This window comes from Spartinivicinus poritis (assembly GCF_028858535.1).
Classification (GTDB): Bacteria; Pseudomonadota; Gammaproteobacteria; order Pseudomonadales; family Zooshikellaceae; genus Spartinivicinus; species Spartinivicinus poritis.
This window is the reverse complement of the sequence record NZ_JAPMOU010000099.1, coordinates 1-7554: the sequence shown is the minus strand read 5'-3', so window position 1 is coordinate 7554 and position 7554 is coordinate 1. Positions and strand designations below refer to the sequence as shown.

6 protein-coding genes are annotated in these 7554 nt (G+C 37.0%); 2 read left to right on the top strand and 4 right to left on the bottom strand.

Annotated elements, in window-relative coordinates:
- Both ORQ98_RS28385 and ORQ98_RS28380 read right to left on the bottom strand, forming a co-directional pair.
- Nucleotides 1–2526: DUF4347 domain-containing protein (locus ORQ98_RS28385; protein WP_274692204.1), on the bottom strand; the 2526-nt coding region annotated here is incomplete at its 3' end.
- A gap of 317 nt (nt 2527–2843) precedes the next feature.
- On the bottom strand, nt 2844–3650 hold the full coding sequence (locus ORQ98_RS28380; protein ID WP_274692203.1) for a glycine betaine ABC transporter substrate-binding protein: 807 nt from the start codon (nt 3648–3650) through the stop codon (nt 2844–2846).
- Between the two features lie 432 nt (nt 3651–4082).
- On the opposite strand from ORQ98_RS28380, the gene ORQ98_RS28375 reads away from it, so the two are divergent.
- Nucleotides 4083–4787, top strand: coding sequence for a substrate-binding periplasmic protein (locus tag ORQ98_RS28375; protein WP_274692202.1), 705 nt, complete (start codon nt 4083–4085; stop codon nt 4785–4787).
- 166 nt (nt 4788–4953) lie between these two features.
- Here ORQ98_RS28375 and ORQ98_RS28370 read toward each other — a convergent pair whose 3' ends face one another.
- Nucleotides 4954–5121: a metallothionein gene (locus ORQ98_RS28370; protein WP_274692201.1), complete on the bottom strand. Its 168-nt coding sequence runs from the start codon at nt 5119–5121 to the stop codon at nt 4954–4956.
- Between the two features lie 1426 nt (nt 5122–6547).
- Here ORQ98_RS28370 and ORQ98_RS28365 point away from each other — a divergent pair.
- Nucleotides 6548–7258: a transporter substrate-binding domain-containing protein gene (locus ORQ98_RS28365; RefSeq protein ID WP_274692200.1), complete on the top strand. Its 711-nt coding sequence runs from the start codon at nt 6548–6550 to the stop codon at nt 7256–7258.
- Between the two features lie 194 nt (nt 7259–7452).
- Here the strand turns inward: ORQ98_RS28365 and ORQ98_RS29755 are convergent, their stop codons facing one another.
- Nucleotides 7453–7533: a PEP-CTERM sorting domain-containing protein gene (locus ORQ98_RS29755; RefSeq protein WP_425347729.1), complete on the bottom strand. Its 81-nt coding sequence runs from the start codon at nt 7531–7533 to the stop codon at nt 7453–7455.
- Nucleotides 7534–7554: the final 21 nt, after the last annotated feature.

Below are 7554 nucleotides of genomic sequence, written 5' to 3'. Positions count from 1 at the left end.
ATTATAAGTAAAGCTATCGCCGCCAAGATTATTAATGGCTGGTGTCCCATTGACATTCACTGTGGCTTGCACAGGCAGGCTATTACCCCCATTACCATCATTTAGCGTATATTGAATGGTGCGACTGCCAGCGGTGGGGGTAGTGGTATCGGTATTTTCATAACTGATTTGTTTAACCAGGGCTGTTGTAGCCGCTGGAGTAGCACTGGCATTTAAATTAATTTGTAGGGGAGTCCCTCCAGTACCACCGGAAAATGTGCCAATCGCCGTGCCGCCAAAACTGACCGTATTGCCTGTCACCCCAATTTGCCCAGCCCCATTGCCTTGATGCTGAATGGCCAATTGGTCTTCAGCATTATCACTGCCAGCGGTAAATTGCACCGTAACATTGCCACCATTAAAGTTGGCATTATCGGTATCCACGACACTGGCATTATTGCCTTGGTCGATTAATTGGACGCCGTCGCCTCGATTATAGGCAAAACTATCGCCACCCAGGTTGTTAATCGTTGGTGATTGATTAAGTGAAGAGGCAATAGTAAAAACATTACCAGTTGCAAGATCAATATTATCAAACGTCAGGTTGGTGCCATCATAGCTAGTGGCGACAATAGTATTGATTGTGCCGGTGGTAAAATCCCCGTCACCATCGGTATCAACTAATAACCCAAAATCGCTAGCCGCTGTGCCAGTAGTGGCAACAGTGCTTAAATCAAAAGAAAAATCAACTGTACCAATATCACCGGTTTCTTGTACTTTCCATTCCCTGATAAGTCGTTGATTAACTCCTAAAGGTTTTTCTGTGGTTGTTTCGGTTAGTGCTCCATTATTATTGCCCCAGATAAAAAAGTCGCTGTTATCTTGTGATGAGGCTCCACTGGCTGTGAGAATACTATCAGTATTAATGGATTTTGATTGGGTTTGGTCAAGGGCAGAGTCATCGTCTTGAGCTAAGCCAGCAATATCGTTATGAAATGCTGCGTTGGTGGTAGAGTTCCAAACGGTTATGCTGCCAGAAGATTTATAGTCTCCTTCTATAATAGAACCATCATTATCTGTTGTATCAAGAGTTGTACCATATTTAATGGCAAGATAAGACTCAACCTGTTGTTTATTAGCAAGTGATAAGTTGGTGTTATAAATAATAATTTCAGCCAGGTTCATGGTTGGGTTAACTGAGCCAGGGATTTCAGGAAAAGTACCCACGGCTAAAGTGCCTGACTGAGCAGGGTCGGCTGTTGCTGAAGGCACCGTGGTACCTTTTTCCAGTCCATCAACAAATAAGCTATTTAAAGGCGCTGATGTAACACCGGTGACAATATGGTAATTAGTTGAAATGGTATTGCTGACAATTTTATTGGCTACTTCATCGGTTGGAAAATCCAGGCGTGGGTCGTTAGGTGCCTGATATTCAATACTGATTCGATTGTCGCCAAATATACCATTAGTTTGCTCCCATTGTACGACGACACCTGCTGAAGTAACGTTGACTACGGTAAAAATAGTATTATTAGTAGCAGTAATTAGGTCATTACCTGTGACCATGTTTTTTAATAACTGGTCGTCAGATGCACCTGATGAATCAAAAAATAAAACGGGATTAAAGTTCGCTGCATTGACATTATTGCTATTTAATAATGTTGGTTTTAGTGCATCAAGGCTTTGGACAACTGTGTTATCACCACCGTTAAGACTTTGGTCCTGCCATGAAGAAACCAGCCCGCCTGCAGAGGCTACACCTGCATCTGCTTTTAACCAAGTAGTGAGATTACCACCGTCAATATTGCCTGGCGCAGCTAGTATATGAGGATAATGTTGGCGAAACTCTGATGATAAAACTGGTCGCTGCTGATTGATTTCACCAAGTTGATATTCTAGCTGCCAGTTACCGCCTTTGGTTGTAGCCCCAGTAATATCGGTAGAGGCAGCAATATCTGCACCTGTGAGTTTAGCTAATAAAGCAATAGTATTTTGCCCAGCAAGAGAGCTGGCAACATTACAGCCATAGATGAATATATCAGCTGTGTCGTTAAGTTTTGAGGCTAACAATTTAAATTGGTTGGTATAGGAATGGCTGATCGTGAGCTGGTTGATCGTACTGTTGCCTAACAGTAATTCACCAGGTTTTCCATGGCTGAAGATATGTACTGCATCTATGGTATGGTGATTGTTAACTGCTTTAGCAATAATTGCTAGGCCGTCTTGATCTGCTGGAATCTGGTATACAGTAATATTATCGTCCAGCGCATTCACAATATCCTGTACATTTTTGAGACTTAAATCGACAAAGGCTACAGTCGTCGGTAAGTCTGAACTGACTTGTTCCAGTGCTGTTATTAGTGCCTGATGGTCGACTTTCTCTTGCTGAACAGTCTCTTTTTCCATTTCAATATCATTATTACTTGCAAAGTCAACTTCAGCAGCCATGGCGCCGTCAAAAAGCAGACGGGGCTCCAATAGTTCAATATATGAGGTAATATCAAGAGCAGGGGAGGAGGTTGTTATTTTTTTATCAGTTTTTTTCATGAACTATACTGGTAGTTACTTCTTTTTTTGCTAAAACTTGCGTCTAAGGGTTATGAATATAATAGTATATGTGGAGCGCTTAATCGCTATAGCATTTATATATGGGTGTCTAGTGATGTGTAGTTGTATTTTTAAGTTGAAATTGTAAGAGCTTGACATGAGGTTAAAAATACAAACGGTATGACAATCAAAGTTATACTTGAAACTATGTCAAGTTTTAGGAGTGGAGTGATAGATTTTGCTCAAAATAACGCTCCTAGTAGGTGGGATATTGAACTTAAAAACTATGAAGGTATTCTGAGATAGAGACGTTTATATTAGTATTTTATGTTAGTCTGGTTTAGCCACCGTTGAGCTGCATCTTGGGGACTCATGCCATTATTCATCCACACCATTACTTGTGCAATATCTCTGGTAGTCCACTCAAAATCATCAATAATTTTGCTCGCTTTTGGGCTGTTTTTTGAAAATTCTTTATTAGCAATAGAGTGAATAAACTCTTGTTTTCCAAAAACTTGTTTTGGATCGGCCAAATACTTTAAATCAAACTTAGCGAACTTCCAGTGTGGGGTCCAACCAGTGACCACTATATATTTTTTCTGATCAATGCTTTGCTCAAGACTACTGAGCATATTGGTACTTTTATTCTGAATTAATTGATAATTAAGCTGATAGCTTTTGATTGCCTGTTTTGTTAGCTTCATTAATCCGGCTGTTGGTTCAATTCCATATATAACCCCATTGAACTGATCTGACAAAGTATTTAGTTCATTAATAGCGCTAATGTTAACATAAGAGGGAACTACTAACCCTAAACGCGTACCGGACAGGTTTGGCCCCAAGTTTACTACCTTTTCTTGATACTGTTCTAGATAAGCTTTGTGAGTAGTTGGTAACCAGGCTGTAACCATAGCATCAGCTTCACCTGATGCTACTATCTCCCATACTTTATCGATACTGCCAGAGGTCATAGACACCTCAAACCCATGGGACTCTAGCACAAATTTTATCGTATAGGTTGTTGCAATGGCATCCGTCCATTCTGCATAAGCCAAGGTTATCTTTTCTTTTGATTGCTGAGGTGGATGTTTGACTTCTAGTTCATTATCACTACATCCTTTCAAGAGGCTAACAATTAGAAGCGCAGGTGCTATAAGCTTTGCTGCATTAAGTATCAATAGGTTTGTGGATATAAGATGCTGCATATCATTAAAGTAATTGCAACTATCATCAAATTTTACATAGTTAATACTAATGTAGCATATAGTTGATGAAGCCAAAGCAACTGACACGAATAAAATGCGTAAATAAAAGGTGGCAGTTTTGGCTTTTTTGGATCATATATTACACAATCAACCGGCAAACATTGATGAAGATGAGCTTCGGAAAATAGTAAGTAGGTGGAGAAAAGCCTAATCGGGTAAGAGCTGTTACCTAGTCAACTCCCCAAACTACCTTGGGTGCTTCGTGATGACAGCAAACCCTAAAAATCAATTGCATTAGGTATAGCATCTTTTTAGGTCAACTCTATAATAATAGGTATGAGAAGTATCTGGTTGAAGTTTGCCCTCATCATATTCACCTTTATAACTCATGCCTCATCAGCAAATGAGGCTTTACGAGGCTCTCTGCCATCATTTCCACCTTTCTATGATGAACAAGACTTAAATGGAGGAGCTGTAGTTAAACTATATAAGAAAATTGAAAAACAATTAGGCCTAAAGTTGGAAGTTATCCCGCTTCCTTATGCCCGAATTTTAATGTCGTTAAAAACGGGGGATATTGATATGGCTATTATATTTAAAAATAGCTCAATTAAAGAGCATGTGAGTTATTTAGCCAAAGTAAGTGAGTCTCAGGTGCTAGTTTGGACAAAGATGGGTATATCTTTAGAGAATTATAGTGAATTAAAAAATCTGAGTATTGCTACTATTAGAAAAGCCAGTTTCTCGGAAAAGTATGATAATGATCAAACCATAAGAAAGTTTTATGTTGATAATTATGTTCAAGGACTGAAAATGTTGGACCTTGGACATATTGATGGGATTGTTGGTTCTTACTCTGGAATTGAATATGCAGCTAAAAGAGCAAATGTTAATTTAAATACCCTTGGTAGTCCTTTATTAATTAATTCAAAAGAATGGTGGGTCCACTACTCAAAGAAATCAAAGCATCAATATGCGATGAAAAAAATTAAAAAAATTGCAGAAGGACTGTATGAAAAAGATTTAGTCTATAAATTATATGTGAATTCTGAGTAGGGTAGTTACAATAAGTGAGGTTTTCTGGGGTTGAGTGATGTGACAATTTAAGAGCCAGGCTGTTCAGTTTTATACATAGTTTTAGCTGAGCTATTATCAGTAGCTGATCGAAATAATAGACTAAGGATCGCAAGCGACCCTTAGTTCTTAAATATTTAAAGTAGGATTAACCTTTACATTCACAGCCTGCATGATCGCAACCTGACTTTTGCTTATGGTGCTCAGCACAGGTATCACCACAATAATATTTACTTTCTTTCTTGACTGCCTTATCTATTTCTACAACACAGACACAATCTTTACAAGCACATTTTACACTACGTATTTCAGTCATTTTGACCTCCTTATCCGCTGTTATTTACCTGTATCATAATAGCTAACAAATACCTATTAGCAAATTTTTAAGGCTCTTAGTTAAAATTGTTATGTTATTACATAGCGATGCTGAAACTAGTTTGAATTGTTATGTTGTTACATAGTCATGCTAAAAGCAAAGCTTTTTAAGGTGAGATCATCAAGTAATGAAGAGAAAGCTCTTACGCACTTTAGAGCAAAAAAATCATAGAAAGGTAAGTAGTTTTAAATTTATTTTGCGATAAATAAATTTTTTCTAAAGCAATTGCCGCTGATTTTTTTTGGTTTTTTATTTGGTGCGAAATAAGCGTAGTTTATGTGTAGCCAAGGTTTTTTAGAAATTATAATCACTTTTGATAAAAGCATTTTTACCACCTCATGGCCATCTTTCTGATATGTTTAGTTGCTAGAGCCTGTTGATCTAAGTTAAGTCAGATTAACTGTTCATACAGGTGGAGACTGTGCATAAGCACGAATCCTGGCCAAGGTTCTAGTTGATTTTACTATGAGCTGTATACACCAAACACATACCACTATGAAAAAAATATATAGTATTTATATTCAGTATTCTGTCGATAATTGTGCTAAATTAGCCTGCGACTTAACTATAATACGAGGATAAACCATTGAGCAAAAAAATTAATAACCTAAAAAAAGAACTAAAAAATAGAATCTCGAAAGTTGAAAAACACGAGAACAAAATTAAGAAGTTAAAGAAAAGTATTAAATCGAAAAAGGCTGCCTAAATATACCTAAAAAGGAGGCTTATTAACTTACTGAAACACTTAGGCTAAAGCAGCTTATCTTAATTTACGTTAGCTCATAGGGTTAGCTGTTGGAGCCTAAGAAAGATCACAAAGTTTTACAGTAAGTTAAGGTAGGCAACTGCCTTCAACTGTTACTTGCTCGCTAATCACCTGTAACTATCTGAAATAATATTGGAAATTATTGCTGAATATGGTTTTATATTGATGTTTCTAGAAGTATTTGGAAGGACTACAGGGAAAACAATAAGAAATTGAATACACGGCAGCCCCGAGAGCGTTTAGATTATATAATCTACATCTAGATACAAATAATTAATTAAAAAATAGGGAAGCAATAAACAAATTCACTGAGTTATTTTTATGTATTGAGAAATGCTAAATCACTATTAAGTAACATATAAAACTGCTTAAAAATCACTCAGCCTTCAGTCGTGTATAGCATCCACTCTTCAATATTAACCTAGTTTAAATAATGTGAAAAGGCAAAGCCAGAAAAATGGCAGGTAGCTTGAGTTCTGCTATTCTTAAAACAGTCACACAGGTCACAGGTTTTGATAATGGAGAATGCTAAGTTTGAAATACTCTTTTAACTTGATAAGGGATATTTTGATTATTAGCTTTGTCCTTTTCTGTGTACTCGTGAGTAATTCTGTAAAGAGTGATCGGTTAAAAGTTGGTTATTTCCACATTCCCCCCTACTTTTACGATACAGAAGAAGTAGATAGTAACAAGCCGGGCTTGATTATCGAAATATACCATAAAATGTTTCCTACATTAGGTATAGAGTACCAACTGATTAGGTTGCCAGCCAGTCGACTAAAGCGGATGGCCCAGCAGCAACGACTAGACTTAATATTGGTGGCTCATTTTTTTACTCACAGTTTTAGTGAAAAGTTTTTTTGTTCACAAGCAATTTTTAGCGACTATCCTACTTTATATCAAAACACTAACCAGCCAGAGCTAACCGATATTAGCAAACTACAGAATCAGTTAATTCTCGTAACCCAAGAAAGTTATTCCTTTCTTAAAAACTATCTTCCTAAAGATAATTTTTATCAGTCAATAGCCTGGCCACAATCAATGATTAACATGTTTATAAAGAAAAGGGCTTTTTATATTTTGGATTACGAAAGTCGAATAGGTGATAGGCTGTCTCAAAGACTGCCAGAAAGTAAATATAGAAAATATATTTTGGATGAGATCCCTATTGTTATATGTATAAATAAAAAATACCCTAAGTCAATAGATATATTAGATGCTATAGTGAAATACCTGATTGACTATCAGGACACAAAAGAAGGAAAGTTTGTATTTAAAAAATATAACTATCATGGGCGATTTGGTGAGTAAGCTTTTCGCGATCTGTACTCTTTGTTGAAAGAAAAAAATTATTGTTTTCACTCATTATATAAATAACATCAAACGCCTCTGTCGCTAAAAAGGATTGTCGGCTGGTTTTGGAGTGGTTGTAGGTAAGGTGGGTTGGAAAATAAGCCAGGAGGAGAGCCTATTAAATAGACTCTCCTTTATCCTTAGATAGTTTACTAATTTTTAATTTTGTTGCGACGAGATACAACGCCCATTAACCCAAGTCCTATTAAAAGCAATGTACCTGGGTTTGGCACATTGACAGGACCACCAGGACC

Excerpts from the sequence above, each read along its gene's own strand:
- ORQ98_RS28370 (WP_274692201.1), bottom strand. The coding sequence starts at position 5,121 with ATGACTGAAATACGTAGTGTAAAATGTGCTTGTAAAGATTGTGTCTGT.